This is a genomic window from Anaerovibrio sp., assembly GCF_051866355.1.
In the GTDB taxonomy this organism is placed as follows: Bacteria; Bacillota; Negativicutes; order Selenomonadales; family Selenomonadaceae; genus Anaerovibrio.
This window is the reverse complement of sequence record NZ_JBJDWZ010000102.1, coordinates 1-2,271: the sequence shown is the minus strand read 5'-3', so window position 1 is coordinate 2,271 and position 2,271 is coordinate 1. Positions and strand designations below refer to the sequence as shown.

General features: G+C 45.1%; 2 protein-coding genes. Both read right to left on the bottom strand.

The window, feature by feature from the left end:
* Positions 1-185 precede the first annotated feature (185 nt).
* Positions 186-1,838: a filamentous hemagglutinin N-terminal domain-containing protein gene (locus ACI3UA_RS05570; protein ID WP_439723841.1), complete on the bottom strand. Its 1,653-nt coding sequence runs from the start codon at positions 1,836-1,838 to the stop codon at positions 186-188.
* Between the two features lie 29 nt (positions 1,839-1,867).
* Positions 1,868-2,271, bottom strand: a 404-nt coding sequence (locus ACI3UA_RS05565) for a ShlB/FhaC/HecB family hemolysin secretion/activation protein (protein WP_439723840.1), incomplete at its 5' end; no start/stop codon positions are given.

The following is a 2,271-nucleotide window of genomic DNA, read 5'->3' as shown; positions in this document are numbered from 1 at the left end:
TAAAATATAAATGCTTTTTCTGCACACTATCACCTTTCTCCAAAAAATATAAACCCTACAAGGGAGTGTAACAAACTCATGTGAAATATTATACCACTTTTGTCAAAAAATTATAATATAAATCCAGCTCGTAAAAAAATATCGCCCTGGAAAAGCAACATGCTTTCCAAGGCGATATTTTACATTTAATCCGCGAACAACCTATCCCTATTAGTTAATGAGCCTACAGTCAGATTTGACTGTAAAGATGTATCTATTTTTTCATCACCAAGTGATACAGTAATCTTCCCTGCTCCTAACGGTTCAATCATTTTTTCATCGCCAATTGATGATGCATCGGTCCAAGTTAACGAGGCACCCGTTTTTTCATCGCCATTTGATGATGCACCGATCAAGGTCAACGAGGCACCCGTTTTTTCATCGCCATTTGATGATGCACCGATCAAGGTCAACGAGGCACCCGTTTTTTCACTACCAATTGATAGCGTACCACCATTCACAACTAATGCGCCACCCACTTCTTTATTGCCACTTGACGCATCAGTTCCCTCCTCAACTGATGCGACGGTAGTCGTATTTGACGTTGAAGATGTATTTGGGCTGTTAGACATCTCCTTCATTTCATTGACAATCTGTTCCAGCTTCTTATCATCAGCCACGGAAGCCAATCCCAGCTTCTTAGTATTCTCAGATGTCAGTTTAAAGCCATTTTTTATATAATCAGGGGCACGAAGTTCTACCTGTTCAACAGATTGCTCAACATCTCTTGAGTTATCGGAGCTTCCTGTATTTCCAGATGATCCTGCATTTTCGCTGCTTATAACTGTCACTGTTCCTTCAACCAGGTACAATTTACTCGTATTAGGATCAATCTTTTCAACCCAGCCTGCCGTTCTTATACTTGCATTCCCGCCATTTGACAAGTTGTTCGCCTCTACAAGCGCAGACATATTCTTCGCTTGATTAGTAACTTCAGCTAAACTTGGCTGGCTTTGAAGGATAATTGTTAAAATTCGGCATCTCGTAAGAAAACTGATGCCTAATGAATCCAGCTGTTTCATTATTTCCTCAACCGTATAACCTTCATTTAAATATTGACGAATTACCGCTCTCATCTCTCCATCAGACGGATTAGATGATATGATCTCTTGCAACTTATCAAGCGGAAGCTCTCCCACTGCAGAATCCCCATTAGAATCTGCAAGTGCCACCATACCCCTGGCAGACCTGAGCGAAAAGCTGCTTACCGCACAGCTTGCAGTGTTCTCCTTCCACACATCAGCGCCACTACTGATATGTACGCCATCATCGTCACTACTGATATCTGCGCCACTACTGATATATACTCCATCGGCGATAGCTATCCTGCCCTCACTGCCCACATTTGCGAGGATACTGCTGCCGGCATCCGTAAAAATATTTTTCAGCTGGTCATTATCCAGCTGCATGGTCATCATGGTCAAATCATTGGCGTTGATGACAGCGCCGTTGCCTACCAAAATGCCGTTAGGATTGCACAGCACCATGCTCCCCTTGCCGCTCTGGGTCAGGTGGCCTAAAATGGTGGAAATATCACCGCCTGATACGTAGTTAAAGGCCATGGCATTCTGCGCCACATTAAACGTAAGCGCCTCATTTGTACCGATATTAAAGGCATTCCAGTTGATAACTCCATTGCCGTTAAAGTCAATCACCGCACCGCTGGCCGGGTTTTCCACAAAGTTCTTGATATTATCAGCACCTGCCACAATGCTGCCGCCGGTGGGCATGGCCATGGCATGACCTGTCCCCAATGCCAGGCAGATAGCCGCCGTAAGTAATTTCCTGCTCAATTTCATTTCCCTGCACCTCTTTCAAAGCAATTCGTTTAAAAGCGATAAGTCATATTCAAGCTCCATCTGCGGCCATATTTGCTCATGTCAATATCACCATCATCAATAGGAACCGCATAGTCCAGGCTGATATTCAGGTTGTCCCGATCCATAAAGCGATACCCCACGCCCCATGAACTCAGCTTTCTGCTGCGTTCACCAACGTTATAGGTATTGTTGCCGACACTGGCCATATCAGCAAACAGCACAAGCCTCTGATGAGGTGCCAGCTCCGGCGTATATACCTCCAGCGACCCCAGTATGCCATTGTCACCGGAAGCCACCCGCTCCTTGAAGCCACGGACACTGTTCATGCCTCCGGCTCCCAGCTGTTCCAGATTGGTGAGGTCATCCTTTGTATACTGCCCGTTTATCCTTGCACCCAATACCCAGTCATTAT